We start from the raw sequence: 21,436 nt of genomic DNA on the forward strand, positions 1-21,436 counted from the left end.
AATGTCCACCAACAAAACCAATATATACGTTTATGCACATTGGGAAGAAATGTCTGAACCAAAAATCATTGGCATCTTATCTGCACAACAGGCAAAAGGTAAAAAAGCATTCAGTTTTGAATACGATAAAGAGTGGCTTAAATCAGAACAAAAATTTATACTCGACCCAGATATTCAATTATACGGTGGTAAACAATATCCCAATCAAAAAGAAAATTTTGGTATATTTCTGGACAGCATGCCCGACACTTGGGGACGGACTTTAATGAAACGAAGAGAAGCCCAGCTTGCAAGGAAAAATAACAAAAAACCGAAAACGCTCTACGATATTGATTTTCTTTTAGGTGTGTATGACGAAAGCCGAATGGGTGCATTACGTTTTAAAACGGACCCTAATGGTGATTTTTTGGATAACAATCAAACCACACCGACCCCTCCTTGGTCCTCAATACGGGAATTACAAAATGCGGCATCTCTTTTCGAAAATGACAACGACAATGAAGAAGTCAGTAAATGGCTAACAATACTTATGGCTCCAGGTTCTTCATTAGGTGGAGCAAGACCTAAAGCTAACATTTTAGACAGTGATAAAAGCCTTTGGATTGCTAAATTTCCTTCTAAAACAGATACCATAGACAAAGCAGCCTGGGAATTTTTAGCTTATCAACTAGCTACCAATGCAGGAATTAACATGGCACCTAGCCGTATAGAAAAAATTATAGGCAACCATCATACTTTCTTTACCCAGCGTTTTGATAGAGAAAATGGAAAACGCATTCATTTTGCATCAGCAATGACCCTAACTGCGAATAATGAAGATACTATTCGAGATCATCAGGCAAGCTATTTAGACATTGCCGAGTTTATCAGTAATCATGGCGCAAATGTAGAAGCTAATCTCCACCAACTATGGCGTAGAATTGTTTTTAATATTGTAATTTCCAATACTGATGACCATTTAAGAAATCATGGTTTCGTACTAACTAAAGAAGGCTGGACACTATCACCAGCATATGATCTTAACCCATCAATTGACAAAGACGGCTTAGCTTTAAACATTGATATGGACAATAATGACCTTGATCTTGAACTGGTAAAAAGTGTAGGCGAATATTTCCGTTTAAACAAACAACAAATGGAAATTATTATACAGGAAGTTCTTCAAGCAACAAGTAACTGGAAAACCATAGCCAAAGGAATAGGGATTTCAAAAAGTGAGCAGGAGTTGATGAGTAAAGCCTTTTTTCAAATATAAGGCTAGCATTTTCTTTATGGCGAATATCCTTCGCAATCATACTCAATATTTATTGCTTATTTTCATTAAGTATTTTTTCTATAACAGCCGTATCATACAAATAAATATCTCCCAATTTAGTATATGGCAGCACTCCTGTTTGACGGTATTTAATAATAGTATTATTCGACAGTCCGAATATTTTCTTTAAGTCCTCATTCCTATAATATCGAACAGACCTTCTTAGATCCTGAGCTTTTATTTTAAAATCGATTTTTTCCAGTCGGACATACAATGGATCTAATAATTGCTTCATTGCAGTTATAGTAGAAATTTTATCTTTGTTCGTTTGTTTTGACATGATGAAAAGTTTTATCGTAATAAAAGTTAAAAATAATTCATTTTGAAATTTCAAGGCTAAAAGCTATCTAGCTGCTACGTTTTCTCTTCGTCTTTGAAATATCCCAATAATTTTATCCAAAAATCGTAATTGTTTTTCTCGGTAGGTAAAGCCCTTCGATTCAGAGAATTGTTTACTAATGGTCTCTATTTTAGTCTGCAAGCCCGCATCCCCACTATAGGTAAAATTCTCTTCGATAAACTGTTGCATTTTGCTTCTATTATACTTTTCTCTTTTATCGTCCCCAAAAAATAAAATATTCTCATCCATCAAAATATAAAAAAAATGTGCCAAATCGCTTTTGTTGAAACTCGAAGAGCATTGCTCTTTTACCAAATGATTCCGAGATCTATCATTATGTTTATGGATGTAAAAGTTCTTTTTTAGCAACAATTCGATCCACTCTATCTTCTCACCAAGTTTCAGTACTGCATCAGGTATTTCTTCATAGGTTAACTTTTTCATAGTTCTGTCACTTTACATATTAGACTTGCGATTGCTATAAAGGTGATTAAAAATAAATCTTACTTCTTTGATTATTTTTAAAAGATGGCTCATACCTGATATACCCATATTCACTTAACTCTTTCACACATTTATGATAGGTGTATGGTGCAGATATCTTAGCAATAGGCATGATTTCATAACTAAATGCCTCAATGGGATTAATAAACCCCTTATCAGTCCTAAACTGCAACAAAGCGGCATAGATACCAATATGCGTATTACTGATTCTATAATCGTTTTCAATTGCTGAAAAGAAATGAGATAAGGGGTTTAAAGTTTTCATCAGTGATTACATTGAATTAGATTGTTTTTTTCTTCTTTTTTTTTCTTGTGGTACTTCCGGGCTGTCGGTATCATCATTTTGACTTTGCCTTTTAGCCTCTTGTTTAGACGACTTAGTTTCTCCTTCAGTTTGTTTCTCCTCTTTTGACTGACGGTTATCGATCCGCTTCATATTGGCATCGTAAAGGTTGATTGTTTTGAATTGAGGATTCGCTTCTACGAATTGCTTGATTTCATTTCCGTCTTTCACTAAAGTAACTGATTGACGATTCCCTTTTCTTACAGAATCCATAAGGTCTTCTTTATACTTAGGAGTCTCAAGTTCTTTAATAGGGTGTTTGGATAAAGCATTTTCAAGATCGTATCCATAGTTTTGATGATACTGATTTAGCTTAAAATTGCCATTGGAATCGACTTCCTTAAAATCCATTTGGACCCAGGCATTATACAATTGCCCCTCTTTATTTGTGAGGTCTTTGTTAACCGCTCTGCCTTCCATTAAATTATAAGCTTCCTTCATCGTGATATTGTTGCCTTTGTTGATGTAAAAAGTTTGCTCTAAAGATTCCTTTGTATTTTCTTTAGAGAGATCCATTTTGTAAGAATTAAAAAAATACATATCGCTTTGCTCCGATTTCTTAAAATTGAGCGTAACGTTGGCAGTCGTGTCACCATAAGTAGCCTGATGCTTTAGTTTAAATTCAGGCTGCTGTTCCTTTAGGTTTTCTTTTAAGGCTCCTTCTAATCCCTCTCCAAAACCGCTGTACTTTACCTGATCTCTCAGGTATTCAAAATTTTTCTCGTTCATGACTATTGATTTTAAATGATTAAATATTTACAAAGCTGGCAATACCGCTAACTGCATTAATTTTTTGTTTTTCAGCTGAAGTTCTAAATGCCTTCCTCCCCGCTCTTCCATTAGCTGTATCGAAAGATATTTTTTATCTGGTATTGTAATTTTTGGTAAAGCAAATACCAGGCAAACCTCCGACTTCCCTTCTACTATTTCTATGTCATTATAAATGTATAATGGGTTAATTTCTATTTCCTGCGAGGCGGTACGTTTGGCTTTCCTCTGATCCCGAATAAAAAATCGCAACTGGCTGATTTCATAGCTAACATTTGAATTGTTTGCTATTTTTACCCTATAATACATTACTTTTTCATGTATAAATAATCCATTTAACTGAAGTTTTATATTGTATTGATTATCTTTTACATTGCGTAATTTTTCCTTTTCATAAAATACCACTTCTGAATACGATTTTAGTTCTGCTTCATTTTCTGCGTTTGTTGAACCTGGATGTTTTGAAATTGAAGTTTTCTGTCCCACTACCAAATTCAGTATTGGCTTCTGTTCATTATAACTCACCACAAAAGAATAGAGTTGACCATCAGCTGTAACCACTGTAAGATTGGTTTCTGTAAAATCATGTTGAGCAGCTTTTATCTGAAGAATATTTTCTACTCCTTTTGCTTTTTGGACTAATACATCACTGCTGCCTCTGTCCACACTTAGTATCGAATTTGGAAATACAATATTGGTTGTTTTAGAGTAAGCAATAACCAGTGAATCCTGTTTAATTATATAGGAATCATTCCTATTTACTTGCAGCTGTCCAAATACATGGGTAAAAAACAGTACAGCCATCATTACCATTACATTAGTCTTTTTCATATTTCTACTTTTTTAGTTGGTGCTTTTCTGTTTTTGGTTTTCATCATAAATAAGTACCTGATAACCCGCCTTTAATACAACTTTCACGAGCTTAACTTTTTTACTTAAAAAATTTTTGGCAGTTTCAATCCCCATTCCTGCCGCTTGAGCACCCCAGGAATCATCAAGCGAAGTAACTCCCAACGTTTGTATCGAACGATCTGCAGAAGCTTTTGCTACATCACGGCTAATTGCTCCCGGAATATAAACACCTTCTAAGCCATCCCGATCATAAACCGATAGATCAACTGGAAATATGGAATTTTTATATAGAAGACTGTTGATACTGATAGCCAACCTTTCCCCTTTTAATGAAGCAATACCAAAAAGGAAATGATCTTTAGGGATCAGTACCCCATTGATGAAGATTGCATTAGTTAGTCGTAACTGTATGGTTGAGCCATTTACCGCAGTTTGTGTTTCGTGAATCACCGCTTCAACTGCATTTTGAGTATTTTGAGTATTTTGAGTTTCTTCAAAAGAATAAAATACATTAGATTTTGGTTGCATCTCGTTGACAATTGATTTGTTGGTATTTTTTAGCAAAGTAACTGAGTCGTCCTTCTCTTTGGTACTTATCGAAAAAACTTGACCTCTGTTGGCTTCTGAAGCCTTTCGCAATTTTTCCTGCACACGGTCTGGATGTTGGATGTCCAATATATTTTCAAGCATTCCATTGAGTTTTTGCAATTCGGGATCTTCCACATCCGATTCATTCATGGCTTGCATCATTTGCTCCAATCGATCCACATCCTTTGAATTCATAGCTGAAACACCTGGTTCTCCATATTCAACATCATTTCTTTGTTGTTTTGGTATTTGTACCGGCTGGTTTATAACCTTTTGAAGTGCTGCCAATTTCGCATATACTTTTTCTTCATTTGGATCAAGGTAAACAACTGTATTTAAACCTGTTGTTCCCTTTTTTGAATTTTCATTACCTCCGCTAATTTCGTTTGCAAATTCAATTGAATCAGCTAAAAAGGAATGTCGTACATAATGGGGATCTTTCTTAATGAGTTCATCAAGTTTTACCGAATCTAACGCTGCTGCATCATAATAACTCATCTTATCTAAAGAGACAGTCTCTTCAAATTTAGGATTGGGAAGATGGATGTTAAATCCTTTTTCCGGGAGTGATTGCGTATCAGTGGCTTGCATTTTCCCTCCACCGAGTAACCAAAACAATATGGTAATAAAGGGCAAAGTCAATAAAGGGGCAACTAAAAACAACTTGCGCTGTCTGAGCATTTGTATTGTTTTTTTCTTATTTTCCATGGTAATCATTTTTAAAATTAGATTGATATTAGTTTTCTATCTCTGCAAGACTGTCTAACAATTCTGGATGTTTATCTGCCAAGCTATCTATTACTTTTTTAGCTGTTGGACTTCTGGCTAAACTATCCAAGTAAGCACTTAAGTAAATAGCTTGATTGAATTCATTTTTACTGATAGCATTGTTCTTATAGGATAGGGCATCATCAGCTTCAAAAGTCTTTACTGGTTTGACAATAGGTGTCACTGGTATTCTATTGGAATCAGTCCCTGAACAACTCATACAAATCAAATAAATACTGTAGCCACTAGCACAAATAATAAAGAGTGCAAAAACAGCCCGTTGGTTTTTAATCGATAATTTTGCCGTTTGCTTTGTCATCCACTCAGCCCATTTACTTTGCGCATACAAGTAACCTTTCTCCAGATAGATTGCCAGACTATTAAGGTTTAAAGCGTCATTCGATTCTGGTGTTTTATTTCTTCGTTTGAATAAAAATCGCATAATGTCCATTTTATCATTTTCTATTTTCAGTACTCAGATTTTTGTTCTCAATGGTATTCCAGCGTTCGATTAGAAAGCCATGTGGATTATTATCACTTCGGGATACATTGCGCAGACTCCCTTCTGTAATCAGACTTCGATGAACGATGCTTGTAGCCCTTACTATATTTTGAATAGCAAAACATCTAAAATGATAGGGATAAACATTGATATCAATTGTGATGCTATCCACCGCTATCGTCTGACTGATATTTCCTGAAATAATCCCTGCATAGTAACCATTTTCTTTTAAGTCATCATAGACTCTTTTGGCGCTGTCATCTGACAGATAAAGTGCCTTGGTCACATGATCCTTTATCACTTTATCATCTGGATCGAGTGTGAAAAAGTATTTATGGAAGGTTTTTACATGGTCTTTGGCTTCCACTGGAATATTATCCTTTCGATCTGACGAGTAGGCTTCCAATGCTTTACCGTTAGCAAGAATATAAATCTTGGACTGCATCTTAGAAACCAGATTAAAACTCTTGTAGACTGCAAAACAGCTTAGCATTATACATCCTACAATAACCAACATCGAAAAAAGGCGCAGTTGTCTAAAAGCAGTGTCTATATTTTTCATTTTCGTAAACATGATATTTTCATTTAATAGTTATTAGGAATTTCCTTTTAACTTCCCTCCCATATAACTGTCTTTCTCTTCAAAATAAGGGGATGAAGTTTGATTACCAGACATACTGTGAGACATACGTCCCGCAGCATTACCCATCACATCTGCTGCCATGCCTATTCCTGCTGATGTTGCACTAACTGCAGAACTGCTGGAACTACTAAAGAGGTTGGTTACTTTTTGGCTTAATGCACCACCTCCACCAGCGTGGACAATATAATTAGCTACTGAAGGCACTGTGAAATAGCCTACGATACCAATAATCATAAAAACGAGATAGGCCATGTCGGTTCTGCTAAAGAAAGTATCTCCCTGATCGTTAACTTGGGAGATATCGATTTGCAGCATTTTTTCCTGTATTTTTCCAATAATACTTCCAAAAATATTAGCAACCGGAAGCCACAGGTAGATATTAATGTAGCGCGCCAACCATACCGTGAGGGTATGCTGAAAGCCGTCGAATACTGCAATACCAAAAACCAACGGCCCCAGAACAGAGAGTACGACCAATTGAAAAGTTCTCAGGGTATCAATACAAAGTGAAGCTGCTTCAAAAAGCACTCTCAGAACTTCGCTCAGCCATTCTTTTACCGAATTGCGAAAGTTAAACGAAGCTTTAGCCATTGCGAACTTGATATCGTTGCCAATACCCTCAAACATGCCTTCATCTGATGAATCGGCATTATCATGTGTGTATTTATACCACCGTTCCTGATCTCCACTTCCTGACTCTCCAACATACATCTGCCAGGTATCGGTGCTTTTAATCGCCTGTTCTTTTTTTTGTAAAAGAACTGCAATGGCTTTATTGGATCCTTCCATCATCGATGCAGTAGCGGTGACAGTAGGTTTCATCACTCCGTTAATTAGACCCAGTACCGAAGGAAAAATCATAATACAGAAACCAATAACAAACGGACGGAAAAGAGGGTAAAAATCAATGGCTTCGGCACTGGCAATATGTCTCCATACTCTTGAACCGATATACCAGATAGCAGCAAAACCAGCGATCCCCTGACCTACACCCAATAAATTACTACACAAAGGCATCATCTCATCATAAAGGTGATCGAGTACAGCATGAAGACCATTCATTTCATCTGCGAGACTTTGAGCATTCGAAGTAAAAGACCCAAATAGAGTAACATTTATAACTATAATAATCCTGTTTATCTTTTTCATAGTATATGTTATCTAATTAATTACTTTATATAAATCGCGAAGAGCATTCACATCATTGTACTCCTTAGAACGCTGTATTGTTAGTACTGAAGTGTTCGCATTAAAGTTTCTTAGAAACACCAATTTATCTTGCATATCGGCATAAATTCTGTCAATAGATTCCAATCGTTCATCATCAGACATTCGGAGTTTATTAGCAGTAATAACCGTAGTGAGTTCATCCAGGTTACGCAGACTTTGCTTGAAAAGATTAGCATACACCTTTTCGATATACCTCATTTCTTTGTCGTCAAACAGGCTACTGCTTTTAAACCGTCTCAAGGCTCCCTTGTATTCCTTTACCAAAAGCATTTGATAATTGGCGATTTCTCCTATACGCTTGTATTTTCTCACATTAGGACTCACCTGCATTAGTCCATCCATAAAAGTTTGATGCAGACTAAAATTACCCTGTGACAAATCTTTTATCGTATTATACCCTCCATTGAGTATAACATAGCCTTTTTTCATATCCTGTAAAATCTGCTTAAACTGTGCAAGCTTTTCGATGTTCAACAACAACTGCTGCATTTCCTGCGCTTGTGCCAAATGCTTCGATGGTACAAGCATTGCTAAGAAAATGCCCCAAATAACTATTCTCTTTTTCATAATCCATCTTTTAAAATACCGTACAATACTAGACTGTTATGAGCTTCTTTATTCTCCTTGGCTCTGGATAAATGCAGCAACTTCGCTTGATTAGTGAAATTCTGGAAGAAACTGTAATTAGCCATCATCGTATAATAAAGCCGATCAATACGCTTTATTCGCTCATCATCTTTCATTTCAAGTTGCCCGTCCGTGGTGACGGTAATCAATTCATCTACGGTGTCATCACAATCAGCTATCAATCGACCATAAACCCTTTTGATATATGCCAGCTCATCACCATGAAACAAATCCCCTTCTCGTAAATAGGTATAAGTCCGACTATACCCTTTTATAATTTTTAATTGCAGGTCTATTATTTCAGCTACTTGGCTATACTTTTTAATTTTCGGATTTACCTTTTTTAAAGAGTTCAGATAATCAGTATGCAGCTTAAAGTCGCCCCTTTTCAAATCACCAATAGTATTCAAACCTTTTCTGGCAATGGAATACCCTTTTTGAGCAGCATCGATGTATACTTTTAAAGCGGCAATTTGTTGCAATAATACTTTTCGTTGCTTTCGCTGTGCTTGCATATCCTCCATTACTAAACCAGTAAAGAATATCAATAACAATAGCTTTTTCATGTTTTTTCTTTTTTATTTTGGAATAGCATAAAACCGCTTAACGGTCTCCACTTCATGCGCTGTCTTGGCTCTTTGTAAACTGAGAAGCACATTTTGTCTGTTAAACAGCATCAAATCATTGTAATTAACATCAATCTGATGGGCAGCGGCATTAATAATCTCCAATCTTTTAGCATCACTCATTTGGGTGGTGAAAGAATCCAGTATTAAAAATATCTGATCTATATTTTTTACACTCTCATCCAAAATACCCGAATACACTTTTTGCATATAATCCAATTCCGTTTCGTTAAAATGGCTGTCTTGTTGGAACAACTTCCATGCTCTTTCGTATTCATTTACAAGGCGTACCTGTTTTTGTGCCACATCTCTAATCAATTGATAATAGGTAATAATAGACTTCACTTTGGCCAGTTCTTCGTAATAGTCCCGATACAGATCCCGCTGCTTCTGGGTCCAGTCTGATATTTCATTCAGTTTGAGTTTTGAAAGGGTATTTTCTATTTTTTTCTGAGCATTCTGTAGCCAAATGGTTTTGTTCTGTAAGCGCTGTATTCTCAAATCCATCGCCTTTATCACTTTCTTAACCGCTGCTTTTATTAATCCGATAACTGGAAAGGCTACAACCGTTGTGGCTGATCTTGCGGGGGTACCCACCAATAATAAACACAATAGGTACACCATGATTTTTTTCTTCATTTCCATAATCTCCTTTTATTTTTGGTTTGCTGATCTCATATCAATAGCCAGTGCCGTAATCCCTTTTTTGATATCTCCATCAAATTTCTTAGCATACTGCTGTACTTTTAATTTCTCTGTCTCTTCAGTAGTATAAGCGAGGTATTCTTCCAGAGATACTTCCGTCCGGTATACTTTAGATTGCATACCTCCCAATGAGATAAATACTTCCTTGTATTTTTTGTCCGGATCATTGGCTTTATTGACCGAAAGCACCAATGCTTTTTCTTTTTCAGTTAGTCCCAAAAGTTCCTGAATCTGATCGAATTTATTCTGATATTTACTCTGATCTAACAGTATTTTACAGTCGCTATTATTGATAATAGCCTGCTTTACTACAGGAGATGAAATGATGTCTTCGACCTCCTGAGTGACGACAATAGCCTCTCCAAAAAACTTTCGTACCGTTTTAAACAAATACTTGATATACTCTGCCATACCTTCCTTAGCAATAGCTTTCCATGCTTCTTCAATTAAGATCATTTTACGAACTCCTTTGAGCTTACGCATCTTACTTATAAATACTTCCATGATGATGATGGTGACCACTGGAAAAAGGATGGGATGGTCTTTAATATTATCCAGTTCGAACACAATAAAGCGTTCTTTTAATAGCTCTAAATTTTCAGTAGCATTGAGCAAATAATCGAACTCTCCTCCCCTGTAATACGGACGCAGTACATACATGAAATTGTTGACATCAAAATCCTTTTCTTTTACCTTATCTCTTTCCAATACCTTTACAAAATCCTCTTTCAGGAAATCATAAAAACTATCAAAACAGGGAAACAGTTCTTTATTGGATTCCAGCTTTTCATAATACAATTGAAGTGCATTGGATAAAGCCACATACTCACTGCGGTTGAAGGTTTCGTTGTCTTTTTTCCATAAAGCAAGCAGCAGTGTTTTTATACTTTCTTTTTTCTCGGTATCCAGACTGTCTCCTGCTCCTATGTAAAATGGATTGAAGCGAATAGGATTCTTTTCATCGTAGGTAAAATAATAACCTCCTACCATATCACAGAGTCCTTTGTAACTATGTCCCACATCTACCAGCACAATATGCGTACCCTGTTCGTAATAACTGCGTACCATATGATTGGTAAAAAAAGATTTTCCGCTTCCTGAAGGCCCTAAGATAAATTTGTTCCGGTTGGTACAAATTCCCAATTGCACGGGTTCGTCACTAATATCCACATGAACGGGTTTACCAGTTAAACGATCCCCTAAACGGATGCCAAATGGACTTAACGAAGAACGGTAGCCAGTTTCCATATTGAAGAAGCAGACGGCTTGTTCGGCAAACGTATCAAAACTGTCATTCATCGGAAAGTCTGCTTCGTTACCCGGAATACCTGCCCAAAACAACTGTGCTGCCCCTGTCGTTTCCAGTTTGGCAGCTGCATCCATTTGTGCCAGGGCCGAAGAAACTTTATTTTTAATATCTTTCAATTCTTCTTTATTTTCAGTCCATGCCAGAACATTAAAATGTGCTTTTACTGCTAATCTTTGTTGACTCATAGCCTCGTTTAGGAAATCATTGGTGGCATCACGGGCTACACTATTCTCACGGCTGTAGGCAGATAGTGATTGCAATCGTAATCTTTTGCTTTCTAATTTTTGTAAGGTTTTCTGGGCATCTTCAATAAAAAGGTATTGATTGTATATGTGGTTGCACGATAAAAGCTGCCCCAATGTAGAGGCAAAACCAATACTGAATTTTGTCTGATCCGTGCAATAGCGGTCAAAATTAATACGGCTTCCACACAAGGCGGGTAGATCAGCGGAATCCCCTAAAGTATACATTTGGCAATGCTTATCTCCAACTTTAAGACCATCTTCAAATGAAATATCCTTAAAAAGAAAAGGATTTTCCTTTTCAGACAAAAAGCAATATTTTTCAATCAATCCTATTTTACGACTCTGGCTTCGCAGTTCATCATTCTCCAAGCGATGCAATTTAACAAAACCTCCATCTTCTAATATACGTTTAAACTGCCCGGCAACATCAGTGAAGTCCTGTAGTTTTGCTTTGTCAATAGCTTCCTGGGGAACTGGAGAACTTCTGATCAGATTCGAAAACAAAGAATTGGAAGCTTTTCTTCCTGAAGGTTTCTTAGTAAGCAGCAGGTAACAGGAATGATCTAAAAAAGGTCTTTCATTAAAAAAAAGCTCACTGCTGCGACTTAGAAAACTAGTATCTTCTTTAGTGAAGTCTGGTTCATATTTACGGTCTATAAACCAATCTTGTTTATGCAGGACGCTAAATTTGGGAAGTATCTTTACTGCCTTTAGCCAGGACTGATGAAAAGCTTCATATTCCTGATCCGATAAAGTAAATAACTCCGGTAATTCCACACCAAAAACCACCGTTACATCTCCCTGCTTAGATAGAATGCAGTCGTGCTGCACATCCATAATCGGTAAAATATCATCCATTCTTTTTTCCATCACCAGTCATTTTTACCTTAATTACCTATTCTCTACTCCATCCTGAAAACTTTTCTACTATAGGTTCGTACTGCTGTAGGCAGTTGCTTTTTGGACAACGCTTTCATGAGTCCGTATTCACCATATGTATTACTCATTCGATAAATTTTCATAACTAATAGTGCTCCAGAAACAGCAATAATTCCAACACATACAATAGAAGGTATACCTATGACATACAATATCGAAAACACAATCATCAATAAAACTACTCCTCCTCCCAAATACCATATATACTGTGCTTTAAGCCCTTTGAATTCAATACTTTGATTAATCCCCTTATTGATTTGATACACACTATTACCCATACTGTTTTTTTTTAAATTTTGAACAAATTATACTAGCTGAAGAACACCGACAGCTTTCAATTAAACTCCAAAAAATGATTGGATTACAGTAGTCACAACAACCAGAAAGACACAACTTCCAAACCAAGCCGCAGCAACTTTTCCAGTATCCGGATCTCCGGCATTCCATTTTTGATAGACCTTAACAGCTCCAATTAATCCTAATATAGCTCCAATGGCATACATCAGCTGAGTGCCTGCATCAAAATAACTTCTCACCTGCTGATTGGCTTCATTAATTCCCGCAATACCATCTTGGGCATAGATTCCCTCGTTCAGTAATAAAACAGTAAGAATAACTAATGTCTCAGGACTAAACTTCTTAAATTTCCAATTCCATTTTCTCATAACGCATGTTTTAAAGTTTGAAATAAGTTAGATTAAAAGCGGAGGATTTACCGCTGTAGTATCACCTTTTCCTCTTGTCACAAATAGCCATACCGCACCGGGACAAACAGGGGTATTCCTCCGCAATAGGTTTATTGCTTTTTTAATTCCAAAGGGAATCTACCTCTTGATGAGTCAAAAGAACAGAGTCTTGCTTTTCACATTCACCAACAATGAATTCATTTATAGAGGGACGAAAGGGAGAACTCCCTAATGAAGCATATTCTGTAAGAAGGATTTGTAAACGCACTTCAAACTCGCTTTTGATGAGTTTTTTTTGATGAGCATCACTTATAGTTATTTTTAGTTTAGCGGTCAAATCTTCCACCATGTTAAAATCGGGATCAACAGGTTCAAATGTAACGGGAGCATTTAAAACCTCTTCCGATAGATGGTCATCGAAATCATAATCTTTTTTTGAAATAGACTTCTCTGCTAAACTGCGGAACTGAAGTTTCCGCTTTCCGGTTATTACATCTTTGATAGTATCAAAATAATAGTATAACCCAACAAATAAATACCAAACTACTGATAGTAAAACAACCACAATTATGTAATTGTTCCATGAGATTCCTGATAACATACGCTTTCATTTTTCGTTCTACATTAGTTCCTTCGCTCTCAAAACGACCTTAATGCCGTTTCATCTTCAATACCTCACAAAGAAACAATGAGAAATTCCGTCATACAAGTACAACTGTAATGTTGTACCTAGCTGTACCTCTGTAATTTTAAGAATAGGACTGGGTTTCATTAAAAAAACAAGCCGCAGTACTACTTCCTTTCAGGAAAAAGTACTGCGGTCGTAAACGACAAGCTTGTTTAAGTCTACCTAAAATAATATTGTCGATTCCTCTTTTATTTCGGCTTCATATTATTACGCCTTCATAAAAGAAGAATGGGACTTTATTAACGCAGGATTAATATCAAAATAATAAAAATGTAATCTCTACTAATCGATAAACCTGTCAAATTCTCAATATAAAAAAAAGAGGTGTCAGATTTACTGGTACTATAAAGTCTAGGAAATTTTAATTTCGATAAGCAATGATTAAAAGTTTTTCCTTCAATTTTTATCAAGTAAATAGAGCTGTTACCCACAGTCATAAGGGTATCAAAGGCCGCTGGTATTCATGTCAAAAAATAACAAATGATTTCAAAAAATCTTATTAAATAAACTGGATAGTACTAAATTTTTGTAGTATTTAACTCAGTTTACACAAGCTGTCTGCTTTTAAATCAGGATACTTATCTATAAAGTGTTTTTTAAATTTGTCAAACTCACAAAATTGAGTTCTTTAATTATAAATTATTTTATTAGTAACCCAATGACCCTGTAAATGAAAAATTCTGTCCTGTATGTTTTTTTAATACTCTCATTTAGTCTACTTTCTTTTAAAATAGACCCGACAAAAGTAACGACCAAAGAAATCAAAGTCAAAGCACCATTTGGAACTACTAAGATTAAAACTCCTGATTTTAGTAAATGTGCCACATTCTTAATTACTGATTTTGGTGCTATCAAAGGAGAACAGGACAAAACTACCCAAGCCATTGCAAAAGCCATTGACCAGGCTAACAAAGCGGGAGGTGGAATTGTTGTTGTTCCTGAAGGAGAATGGCTTACCGGGAAAATCCACTTTAAAAGCAATGTCAATTTACATTTAAACAAAGGGGCTTTGCTTCTTTTCTCAGATAATCCAAATGATTATCTGCCAGCAGTGCATTCTAGCTGGGAAGGCTTAGAATGTTACAATTATTCGCCATTAATCTATGCTTACGAGTGTAAAAACATTGCTATTACTGGCGAAGGCGGGATTAAAGCAAAAATGGATTTTTGGAAAAAATGGGCTGGTCGCCCAGCTGGTCACATGAATAGTCTAAAAAGACTGTACAATTTATCGGGTCAAAATGTTCCTGTTGAACAACGAATAATGGTAAATGACACCGCAAATCTTCGTCCGCAATTTATTCAGTTTAACAGAAGTGAAAATATAGTATTAGATGGAATTTCGATAACTAATAGTCCGTTTTGGACTGTTCACATGTATCTTTCTAAAGATATTATTGTTCGAAATCTAAACATCTATGCTCATGGTCATAACAACGATGGTTTTGATCCTGAAATGAGCCAGAATATCTTAGTAGAAAACGTAACTTTCGATCAGGGTGACGATGCTATTGCAGCCAAATCCGGAAGAAATCCGGAAGGATGGCGCTCAAAAACACCAACAAAAAACTTAATTATTCGAAATTGCATCATTAAAAACGGACACCAATTATTAGCCGTGGGAAGTGAACTTTCTGGCGGAATAGAAAATGTTTTCATTGACAATTGCGAAGTTTTAGACGGAGCAAAAATGTTCAATTTGGTATTCATTAAAACCAATGAACGCATGGGCGGCTATGTAAAGAATATTTATGTTCAAAACATTAAAGGAAGCAAAATGGATTTTGGAGTACTGGGTATTGAAACCGATGTTTTGTACCAATGGAAGAATTTAGTTCCAACTGTAGAACGCAGATTGACTCCTATTTCTAATGTATTTCTGGAAAATGTTACGGCTAAAAACGTGAAATTTATTTCCAGAATTAAAGGAGAAAAAGAATTACCTATAAAAAATATTTCTCTTAAAAACGTTAGTGCTGAAACCATTCAGGGTGAGGAAAAACACATTAATGAAAACGTAATCAACTTTAAAGTGAAGTAATATAACAAAACTATTGTATTCGCCAAAAAACAACCAATCAACAAGTAATGAACCAAATAAAACAAACCTTATTGCTATTATTCTTTCTTTTTTCGGTAATTAAAATGAGTGCCGCAAACCCTAATGCTCCTTTTAATTTAAGAAGTTTCGACAAACAAAATCCCATTGGAACCAACAACAAAGCTTATTTTGGTTGGCATACAAGCGATAGTGATCCGAATGAAATTCAATCGGCTTACCAAATTATAGTTGCTTCAAGTCAAGCCAATCTTAATGCAAATAAAGCAGATGTTTGGAATAGTAGTAAAATCCACTCCAGAAAACAAAATTACGTATATCTCGACGGAGCTGACCTTAAAGCGGCAACTACATATTATTGGAAAGTCCGCAGCTGGGATAAAGATGGAAATGTGGGCCCTTATTCAGCAACAGCTACTTTTACAACAGGTTTATTAACGAATAAGGATTGGGCAACAGCGAAATGGATTAAAAGAGATTCTAAAGACAACGACGACTATACTTATTTTAGAAAAAAGACTAATCTGCCCAACAAAACCATAAAAAAAGCGATTACTTACATCGCTGCTTGTCACAGTTACGAGTTGTACATTAATGGAAAATTAGTTGGAAAAGGATTCAACAACCACTACCCGCAATACAGCTATTACAATGCCTGGGATATTACTGGTTTATTAAATAAAAATACTGAAAACACCTTAGCTTGCTTAACCCATTGGTATGGTGGCGGGCAAGGTCGCGCTACAGGAAGCCGTGGTATGATTTTAAAAACGATTATCGAATATAGTGATGGTTCGAAAACTACTATTGGAACCGATAAAACATGGAAACAAACGCAGGCTTCACAATGGATTCAAGGACAGCCTCAACGTGGTGGTGAAGGTGTAGGAAGAATCGAATTTGTGGACAGTAGAAAAGCTATTGCTAATTGGAATACCTCCAAATTAGACGATTCAACTTGGAACAATGCAATCGAAATTGGTTCACACCCTACTGCTCCATGGACAGGAACTTTACAATCTGATTTAACACGGGTTATTGAAAAAAAAATCAAACCTGCTGCGATAAAAAATCTGGGAAACGGTAAATATATTATTGATTTAGGCAAAATATATGCCGGTAGTTTTAAAATCAATTTTAACGAACGTATTGCCGGAGATACTATCAAAATGTTAGGCGGTTATCAATTAAATGAAGGTGGGACGGCTATAAATCCAAAAATGAATCAATCCACTAATCTGAGCTTTAAATACATCCCTAACGGAAACAATTCTGTTTTCAACCCTCACGTTTATTTTGGGATGCGATATTTACAAATTGACAATGCGCCAAACGACCTGAATCAAAACAATGTAAGTTTTATTAGTCGTCATTTTGAATTAGATGCTGCTCATTCTTCATTCGAATCTTCAAATGAGATGTTGAATAAAACCTGGGAATTAATGGCGCATACACTTATTCTGGGAGCACAGGAAGATTTTGTAGATACTCCAACCAGAGAAAAAGGTGCATTTTTATTAGACAGTTGGTCGCAAGCAGTTCCAGCTATGAGTGTCATGTACGACCGAACGATGAATATGCGTGCATTAAACCAATTTCTTCAATCTCAGGATCAATATTGGCCTGACGGACAATTAAATGCGGTTTATCCAAATGTAGATGGCGGAAGAGATATTCCTGATTTCACTCAATCTTTTTTAGTTTGGGTTTGGGATTATTACTCGCAAACAGCCAATATTGAATTTTTAAAATCCAATTATTCGCGTTTGAAAAAAATTGCCGATTATGTTGACACCTATAAAAATGAAAGCACCGGATTAATTCATAAGCTAAAAGGAGGAAAAGGCCCTTATGAATTTGGAATTATCGATTGGCCGGCAACCATGCGTTACGGTTACGATATGAGTACAGAATCCAGAACAGTTATTGCTGCTTATGCTTATGAAGATTTCAATATTATTTCTAAAATAGCAGCAATTTTAGGCAATGAAGCTGACAAAACTCTTTACGCCAACAAAGCCGAAGCCATCAAAAAGGCCATCAACACACATTTAATCAATCAAAGTGGTGTGTATATTGATGGAATAAAAAACGATAAAAAAGCGAGTACTCATGTTTCGCAACACGCCAATATTCTTCCTTATGCACTACATATTGTGCCTGATACCAATAAAAAACAAGTCATTGAGGAGATAAAAACACAAAAAATGAATGTGGGAATGGTATGTCTTCGCTGGTTACCAGAATCTCTGGGATTGGCTGATGAAGGAGAACATCTGATTGACTTATATACTAATTCTCAGTGGGATGGTTGGGCAAAAACAATTGCTCTTGGAGGAACTGCCACCTGGGAATCCTGGGATGCCAATACCACCAACCAAAGTATGTCACATCCCTGGGGAGCAGTTGGATTATTAGGTATGCAAAATTACATTTTAGGAATTACAACTTTAGCTCCACAACACGAAAAAATCCAAATAAAACCATTATGGTTTGGCAATAAACTAGCTTCTGCCAAAGGAACTTATGCAACTGATAAAGGCGCTGTTAAAGTAGATTGGAATTACACTAACGCTAAATATCATTTAAAAATTACTGTTCCTAATAACTGTTCTGCAAAAGTATATTTGCCAAAATGTGGTAAAACTGGAACCACAATTGAAGTAGATAACAAAGAAGTAATCGCTACCGAAGAAGGGAATTATCTTTATATTGATAATATTGGTTCTGGAGAACATCATTTTGAAAGATAATTCTAAGCAGAATAAAAAACTCTAATAAAATTATATGTCTATGTATGTCCAACAAATTAAATCCATCATCATACTATTATTTTTAAGTATTTCTTCTTTGGCAATAGCCCAAAAAGGAAAGACAGATGCCATTTATTCTGGAATCCCCTGGTTTGATAATAACGGAAAAACAGTTAGTGCTCATGGAGCTAATATGGTAAAAGACAATGGAAAATATTATCTTTTTGGAGAATTTAAATCAGATACCAGCAACGCTTTTAATGGTTTTAGCTGTTATTCTTCGAAAGATTTATACAACTGGACATTTGAAAAAATGGTATTGCCTGTACAAAAATCAGGAGCTTTAGGTCCTGATCGTGTTGGCGAAAGACCTAAAGTAATGAAATGCCCAAAAACTGGCGAATACATTATGTACATGCACGCCGATGATCTTAAATACAAAGACCAATATGTGGGCTATGCAACCGCTAAAACCATCAATGGCGAATATTCTTTTAAAGGTCCAATACTGTTTGATGGCAAACCGATTAAAAAATGGGATATGGGCACTTTTCAGGATACTGACGGCAGTGGTTACATTATTACGCATTCCGGAAATTTATACAAACTGAGCGATGATTACAAAAGTGTAACGGAACAAATTGTAAAAGACATGACTCCACATTGCGAAGCACCGGTAATTATTAAAAAAGACAATACTTATTTTTGGCTGGGTTCCGGTTTAACGTCCTGGGAACGAAATGACAATTATTATTTCAGTGCGCCTTCGTTACAAGGACCTTGGAAAGGACAGGGTGTTTTTGCACCAAAAGATTCTCTAACCTGGAATTCGCAAACAACATTTGTACTTCCTATAAGAGGTTCAAAAGACACAACCTATCTATTCATGGGAGATCGTTGGGCTTTTCCCCGTCAAAATTCAGCGGCAACTTATGTTTGGCAACCGCTTTTAATTTCAGGAACCTCTATTTCACTTCCAGATTACAAACAAAGCTGGCAAGTTGATTTGGGAACAGGAAGCTGGACTTCACACAAAATGAACTATACAGAAATTGAAAATACCAATACTAAAGCGATTCAATATTCTGACAATTGGTCGAATGATAATTCGTCTAAAATAAGTCAGTCTGATGCTAAAGGTGCTTCTTTTTCAGTTGATTTTAAAGGAACACAAGTTGGTTTTTACGGGACTTCAAAAGTTGATGGCGGTTATGCTACCATTGTTATCAAAAACAAAAAAGGAAAAACACTCGTATCTTCAACTATTGATATGTATTGCAAATACACCGAAAACTCCTTAAAATTCTTAAGTCCGATTTTACCTAAAGCAAATTATACTCTTACGGTTACCGTAGCGGGAGAACACGGAAACTGGTATAAAAAAGACGGAACAGAATTTGGAAGCAAAGGAAATTGTATTGCTTTGGATAAAATAATTATTAAAAACTAAGGTGCAAAAAGTTAAATTTTTTTGGATAATTGATATCCCAGCTTATTTTTAGGAATTTTTGATTAAAAATACCGAAGGCAGATTTATCAGTTTTTATTAATCCGAAGAGGATTCAAAAAAAAGTAAACCTAACCCAAAATTAAAAAGTTAAAGAAAAATATCCTACATAAAGTTAGCTCTTATTGTAATGCTTTATCTTATGAATCTTTTACAAGAAATGGAAAAAACCAATTCATACTTATAAGATGGCTAATAAGACCTAATTTTCTTTATGATCTTCTCCAATGTCTCAATGGCAATCTCTTTGTCTTTATCTTCTGCATTGTAAGACTTACTGCGGACGGACTGATAAGAAAGCTCCTTTTTAAATGGAGTGGACAGGTAAGGTACTATAATTTTGAATACCTGACTCATCGAACGGGCCTTCACTACCCGGGCTTCGTCTGCAGCTCTCAGAATCAGGGCTATCTGATCGGTCGAAAGATTGCATTCCATCTTAGTCTCCGGATTTACTCCAATATTTGGGAGCGACTTGTTGGGTTGTTCTCCAATTTTACTTGCTTTAGACTCCTGCGACTTCCAGTAGCGTCGTTCGTGTTCAAACCAGGTCCGCATCACAGCACTTAGCTGTGGTTCATGGGGATCGAAATATTTTTTAGCACTACAGTATAACTGCTCGAATTCTTTGGAATAAAACAGCAGTTGCTGTAATTTTTCCGCTGCATGAACATACTGATCCAGCTCTTTCCTGATCATCGCTTTCAGATAAACTACATAATTTCGACAATTAAAGTTAAAACCTATAACTACCTCATCAACAACCGAATAAAGAGCTGGATCGGTCTTGTCCTCTATACAATTATCAAGTGCCAAAATAAGTTCTTTACGATAAACCAGTTCGCGGTAGCTACTTTTTCGGAAAGTTTCTGCTGCCATAGTTTCCCGTAAAGACCGGATGACAATAGATATGGGATTAGAAGTGACAAATACTCTTTTAGACTTTTTTTCTAATTGTTCCATACGTTGTAACAGTTCTGTTTCAGTCCGTTGCTGATAGCCGCTAGATACCCGCTGATTCAGAGACAAATGACTGTAATATCGTACTTCGATGAAAGAGAGCAAACCTTCAACAATCTTCAATAAAGCCTGATCAATAACCACTAAAGAAACTTCATTTTCGCAATGACTCTTATGATTTTCTACAACACCATCCAAAAGATCTATAAATGAAGCATGATACATCCGAATTAAATGACGAACTTCACTTCTTTTTTTGGTGGTAAAAATTTGCTGTTTGATATGCAGTCTGATGCGCTGCGCTTCTTGATTGATATGGACAAGAAGCTGCCGGCTTTCTTCAATGCTAATAGAATGAATGGAACTATATTTCGGATTCAGTTGCTGTAGTATTAAAAAATCCAGCCATGCTATAGAGTAAGTGAGCTTCATAATGCAAATAGTTAAAGCGAATAAAAAAGGACTACACAGAATGTAAA

At 36.0% G+C, this 21,436-nt stretch carries 21 protein-coding genes; 4 read left to right on the forward strand and 17 right to left on the reverse strand.

Annotated elements, in window-relative coordinates; genetic code table 11:
- Window position 1: 1 nt before the first annotated feature.
- Complete coding sequence (locus tag ABS764_RS02475) at window positions 2–1,255, forward strand: type II toxin-antitoxin system HipA family toxin (RefSeq protein WP_408079610.1); 1,254 nt, start codon at window positions 2–4, stop codon at window positions 1,253–1,255.
- A 49-nt stretch (window positions 1,256–1,304) separates the two neighbouring features.
- On the opposite strand, the gene ABS764_RS02480 is transcribed toward ABS764_RS02475, so the two are convergent.
- The 16 genes from ABS764_RS02480 to ABS764_RS02555 all read right to left on the reverse strand — a co-directional run bounded on the left by ABS764_RS02480 (window position 1,305) and on the right by ABS764_RS02555 (window position 13,591).
- On the reverse strand, window positions 1,305–1,595 hold the full coding sequence (locus ABS764_RS02480) for a helix-turn-helix domain-containing protein (protein WP_408079612.1): 291 nt from the start codon (window positions 1,593–1,595) through the stop codon (window positions 1,305–1,307).
- A gap of 63 nt (window positions 1,596–1,658) precedes the next feature.
- Entirely contained in the window at window positions 1,659–2,099 is a 441-nt protein-coding gene (locus tag ABS764_RS02485) for a hypothetical protein (RefSeq protein ID WP_408079614.1), read from the reverse strand.
- 46 nt (window positions 2,100–2,145) lie between these two features.
- Window positions 2,146–2,424, reverse strand: a complete 279-nt coding sequence (locus tag ABS764_RS02490; protein WP_408079616.1) for a hypothetical protein — start codon at window positions 2,422–2,424, stop codon at window positions 2,146–2,148.
- Window positions 2,425–2,430: 6 nt separating this feature from the next.
- Window positions 2,431–3,231, reverse strand: a complete 801-nt coding sequence (locus ABS764_RS02495; RefSeq protein ID WP_408079618.1) for a hypothetical protein — start codon at window positions 3,229–3,231, stop codon at window positions 2,431–2,433.
- Window positions 3,232–3,258: 27 nt separating this feature from the next.
- Window positions 3,259–4,101, reverse strand: a complete 843-nt coding sequence (gene traN / locus ABS764_RS02500; protein WP_408079620.1) for a conjugative transposon protein TraN — start codon at window positions 4,099–4,101, stop codon at window positions 3,259–3,261.
- A gap of 12 nt (window positions 4,102–4,113) precedes the next feature.
- Window positions 4,114–5,418, reverse strand: coding sequence for a conjugative transposon protein TraM (gene traM, locus ABS764_RS02505; protein ID WP_408079622.1), 1,305 nt, complete (start codon window positions 5,416–5,418; stop codon window positions 4,114–4,116).
- A gap of 28 nt (window positions 5,419–5,446) precedes the next feature.
- A complete protein-coding gene (locus tag ABS764_RS02510; RefSeq protein WP_408079624.1) occupies window positions 5,447–5,920 on the reverse strand; it encodes a hypothetical protein in 474 nt (157 codons plus the stop codon).
- A 13-nt stretch (window positions 5,921–5,933) separates the two neighbouring features.
- Entirely contained in the window at window positions 5,934–6,554 is a 621-nt protein-coding gene (traK, locus tag ABS764_RS02515) for a conjugative transposon protein TraK (protein ID WP_408079626.1), read from the reverse strand.
- A 21-nt stretch (window positions 6,555–6,575) separates the two neighbouring features.
- A complete protein-coding gene (traJ, locus tag ABS764_RS02520; protein WP_408079628.1) occupies window positions 6,576–7,772 on the reverse strand; it encodes a conjugative transposon protein TraJ in 1,197 nt (398 codons plus the stop codon).
- A gap of 12 nt (window positions 7,773–7,784) precedes the next feature.
- Window positions 7,785–8,420, reverse strand: coding sequence for a TerB family tellurite resistance protein (locus ABS764_RS02525; protein ID WP_408079630.1), 636 nt, complete (start codon window positions 8,418–8,420; stop codon window positions 7,785–7,787).
- Window positions 8,417–9,046 carry a hypothetical protein gene (locus tag ABS764_RS02530; protein WP_408079632.1) on the reverse strand — a complete coding sequence of 210 codons (630 nt, stop codon included), beginning with the start codon at window positions 9,044–9,046 and terminating at the stop codon, window positions 8,417–8,419. The genes ABS764_RS02525 and ABS764_RS02530 overlap by 4 nt, the downstream gene beginning before the upstream one ends.
- A gap of 12 nt (window positions 9,047–9,058) precedes the next feature.
- On the reverse strand, window positions 9,059–9,751 hold the full coding sequence (locus ABS764_RS02535) for a conjugal transfer protein TraI (RefSeq protein ID WP_456264499.1): 693 nt from the start codon (window positions 9,749–9,751) through the stop codon (window positions 9,059–9,061).
- 9 nt (window positions 9,752–9,760) lie between these two features.
- Window positions 9,761–12,235: a TraG family conjugative transposon ATPase gene (locus ABS764_RS02540; protein ID WP_408079636.1), complete on the reverse strand. Its 2,475-nt coding sequence runs from the start codon at window positions 12,233–12,235 to the stop codon at window positions 9,761–9,763.
- Between the two features lie 32 nt (window positions 12,236–12,267).
- Window positions 12,268–12,582 carry a DUF4133 domain-containing protein gene (locus ABS764_RS02545; RefSeq protein ID WP_408079638.1) on the reverse strand — a complete coding sequence of 105 codons (315 nt, stop codon included), beginning with the start codon at window positions 12,580–12,582 and terminating at the stop codon, window positions 12,268–12,270.
- A 60-nt stretch (window positions 12,583–12,642) separates the two neighbouring features.
- Window positions 12,643–12,969 (reverse strand): DUF4134 domain-containing protein, encoded by a 327-nt coding sequence (locus tag ABS764_RS02550; RefSeq protein ID WP_408079640.1) that lies wholly within the window; start codon window positions 12,967–12,969, stop codon window positions 12,643–12,645.
- Between the two features lie 142 nt (window positions 12,970–13,111).
- Window positions 13,112–13,591 (reverse strand): hypothetical protein, encoded by a 480-nt coding sequence (locus ABS764_RS02555; RefSeq protein WP_408079642.1) that lies wholly within the window; start codon window positions 13,589–13,591, stop codon window positions 13,112–13,114.
- A 757-nt stretch (window positions 13,592–14,348) separates the two neighbouring features.
- On the opposite strand from ABS764_RS02555, the gene ABS764_RS02560 reads away from it, so the two are divergent.
- From ABS764_RS02560 to ABS764_RS02570, 3 genes are read left to right on the forward strand one after another with little or no spacing between them, the layout of a single operon-like run.
- Window positions 14,349–15,719, forward strand: a complete 1,371-nt coding sequence (locus ABS764_RS02560; RefSeq protein WP_408079644.1) for a glycoside hydrolase family 28 protein — start codon at window positions 14,349–14,351, stop codon at window positions 15,717–15,719.
- 47 nt (window positions 15,720–15,766) lie between these two features.
- A complete protein-coding gene (locus ABS764_RS02565; protein ID WP_408079646.1) occupies window positions 15,767–18,490 on the forward strand; it encodes a family 78 glycoside hydrolase catalytic domain in 2,724 nt (907 codons plus the stop codon).
- A gap of 40 nt (window positions 18,491–18,530) precedes the next feature.
- Window positions 18,531–19,940 carry a family 43 glycosylhydrolase gene (locus tag ABS764_RS02570; protein WP_408079648.1) on the forward strand — a complete coding sequence of 470 codons (1,410 nt, stop codon included), beginning with the start codon at window positions 18,531–18,533 and terminating at the stop codon, window positions 19,938–19,940.
- 249 nt (window positions 19,941–20,189) lie between these two features.
- On the opposite strand, the gene ABS764_RS02575 is transcribed toward ABS764_RS02570, so the two are convergent.
- Complete coding sequence (locus tag ABS764_RS02575) at window positions 20,190–21,389, reverse strand: hypothetical protein (protein ID WP_408079650.1); 1,200 nt, start codon at window positions 21,387–21,389, stop codon at window positions 20,190–20,192.
- Window positions 21,390–21,436 lie beyond the last annotated feature (47 nt).

Source organism: Flavobacterium plantiphilum (assembly GCF_046000495.1).
Lineage (GTDB): Bacteria > Bacteroidota > Bacteroidia > Flavobacteriales > Flavobacteriaceae > Flavobacterium > Flavobacterium plantiphilum.

Bases quoted from the DNA above. Each gene is read 5' to 3' on its own strand.
- ABS764_RS02575 (WP_408079650.1), bottom strand. From the start codon at position 21,389: ATGAAGCTCACTTACTCTATAGCATGGCTGGATTTTTTAATACTACAG.
- ABS764_RS02565 (WP_408079646.1), top strand. From the start codon at position 15,767: ATGAACCAAATAAAACAAACCTTATTGCTATTATTCTTTCTTTTTTCG.
- ABS764_RS02530 (WP_408079632.1), bottom strand. From the start codon at position 9,046: ATGAAAAAGCTATTGTTATTGATATTCTTTACTGGTTTAGTAATGGAG.
- ABS764_RS02555 (WP_408079642.1), bottom strand. From the start codon at position 13,591: ATGTTATCAGGAATCTCATGGAACAATTACATAATTGTGGTTGTTTTA.
- ABS764_RS02510 (WP_408079624.1), bottom strand. From the start codon at position 5,920: ATGCGATTTTTATTCAAACGAAGAAATAAAACACCAGAATCGAATGAC.
- ABS764_RS02545 (WP_408079638.1), bottom strand. From the start codon at position 12,582: ATGGGTAATAGTGTGTATCAAATCAATAAGGGGATTAATCAAAGTATT.
- ABS764_RS02480 (WP_408079612.1), bottom strand. From the start codon at position 1,595: ATGTCAAAACAAACGAACAAAGATAAAATTTCTACTATAACTGCAATG.
- ABS764_RS02475 (WP_408079610.1), top strand. From the start codon at position 2: ATGTCCACCAACAAAACCAATATATACGTTTATGCACATTGGGAAGAA.
- ABS764_RS02490 (WP_408079616.1), bottom strand. From the start codon at position 2,424: ATGAAAACTTTAAACCCCTTATCTCATTTCTTTTCAGCAATTGAAAAC.
- traK (WP_408079626.1), bottom strand. From the start codon at position 6,554: ATGTTTACGAAAATGAAAAATATAGACACTGCTTTTAGACAACTGCGC.
- ABS764_RS02570 (WP_408079648.1), top strand. From the start codon at position 18,531: ATGTATGTCCAACAAATTAAATCCATCATCATACTATTATTTTTAAGT.
- ABS764_RS02540 (WP_408079636.1), bottom strand. From the start codon at position 12,235: ATGGAAAAAAGAATGGATGATATTTTACCGATTATGGATGTGCAGCAC.
- ABS764_RS02550 (WP_408079640.1), bottom strand. From the start codon at position 12,969: ATGAGAAAATGGAATTGGAAATTTAAGAAGTTTAGTCCTGAGACATTA.
- traJ (WP_408079628.1), bottom strand. From the start codon at position 7,772: ATGAAAAAGATAAACAGGATTATTATAGTTATAAATGTTACTCTATTT.
- traN (WP_408079620.1), bottom strand. From the start codon at position 4,101: ATGAAAAAGACTAATGTAATGGTAATGATGGCTGTACTGTTTTTTACC.
- ABS764_RS02535 (WP_456264499.1), bottom strand. From the start codon at position 9,751: ATGGAAATGAAGAAAAAAATCATGGTGTACCTATTGTGTTTATTATTG.
- ABS764_RS02560 (WP_408079644.1), top strand. From the start codon at position 14,349: ATGAAAAATTCTGTCCTGTATGTTTTTTTAATACTCTCATTTAGTCTA.
- ABS764_RS02525 (WP_408079630.1), bottom strand. From the start codon at position 8,420: ATGAAAAAGAGAATAGTTATTTGGGGCATTTTCTTAGCAATGCTTGTA.
- traM (WP_408079622.1), bottom strand. From the start codon at position 5,418: ATGGAAAATAAGAAAAAAACAATACAAATGCTCAGACAGCGCAAGTTG.
- ABS764_RS02485 (WP_408079614.1), bottom strand. From the start codon at position 2,099: ATGAAAAAGTTAACCTATGAAGAAATACCTGATGCAGTACTGAAACTT.
- ABS764_RS02495 (WP_408079618.1), bottom strand. From the start codon at position 3,231: ATGAACGAGAAAAATTTTGAATACCTGAGAGATCAGGTAAAGTACAGC.